Origin of the sequence: Bacillus hominis, from assembly GCF_018332515.1 — a bacterium.
Classification (GTDB): Bacteria; Bacillota; Bacilli; order Bacillales; family Bacillaceae_G; genus Bacillus_A; species Bacillus_A hominis.
In genome coordinates this window covers 1-1,184 of the sequence record NZ_BOQD01000594.1, presented here as the reverse complement: position 1 = coordinate 1,184, position 1,184 = coordinate 1, and the positions used below count along the sequence as shown (strand labels likewise).

At 28.4% G+C, this 1,184-nt stretch carries 1 protein-coding gene; it reads left to right on the top strand.

Features of this window, described 5'->3' with window-relative positions:
* Positions 1 to 192 precede the first annotated feature (192 nt).
* A partial coding sequence (locus tag KI356_RS27525) for an LAGLIDADG family homing endonuclease (RefSeq protein ID WP_212937043.1) occupies positions 193 to 1,184 on the top strand: 992 nt, incomplete at its 3' end.

Here is a 1,184-nt window from a genome sequence, read left to right as displayed (position 1 = left end):
TAAATTCTTCAAATTCATTATTTGTATGTATAAAATAGAATTCATTTAGCAGCAGCTAAAACTAATATTATGTATTTGTAAATTATTTTGTTTAAGTAAATTCTTTCTCATAAACAACAAAGAACGTACGTTTCGTTATATGTTATAGAAGCAGGTAGGTAATTAATTATCCAAAGGAAGGAGAGTCTATAAATGCTGGAAGAAAGAAAAAAGAAGTCAAAATGTAAACTATCAAAATCTGAAATGATTCAGCTTTATACAGAAGGGAAGAGTACCTCAGAAATAGCTGTACTTGCCAATGTGTCTGCTGGATATATTCGTATGGTTTTAAAAGAAAAAAACGTGCCCAGACGAGCTATAGGTAGCTGGAAGAGAAAGTATGACTTAAAAGAAGATTATTTTAAAACTTGGTCAAATAACATGGCTTATATTTTAGGATTTATAACAGCAGACGGTGTTATACCAAAAGAAAATCAATGCGTCAGTATCTCGCAAAAAGAAAGTGACATTCTAAACGATATAAAAAAAGAATTAAACACAAACCAGCCGCTTTATCAAAACAAAAAAACAGGCGTATATATGTTAAACCTCAATAGTAAAACAATTAAAGAAGATCTTATGAATATTCACGGAATCAAGCCTTGTAAATCATTTACTGTAGAATTTCCATTCGTACCAGATGAATATCTGCATCATTTTATTCGAGGGTATTTTGACGGAGATGGTTATGTCAATTATGAAGCATATACAGTAAGTTTTGTAGGAGGATCATATAATTTTATGAACTCTCTAAACCAAGTTCTGCAAAATTACAACTTAAATTCTAACCTTTTAAATCAAAATACACATTATCGTGTCATGCTAACTGGGAGAAAATCAATTCAGCTTTTTGCAAATTGGATTTATAAAGACAAAGATATATATTCGCATAGAAAATATGAAACATTTCATAAAGAACATGTAAGTTTAGAACAATTACAAGATCGAAAATTAAAAAGAACTCAAGCTGCAGTTATGCAAAGAAAAGAAAACTTCCTTAAAGATTATGAGAAAAACAAATGTATTACTACCGCATGTTCAAATATAAATATTAATGAATTAACATTTAAACGTTGGATAAAAAATGATAATCAATTTAAAAAAGAATATGAACAAATTAATTTGGCATATACAAATAGCAATAA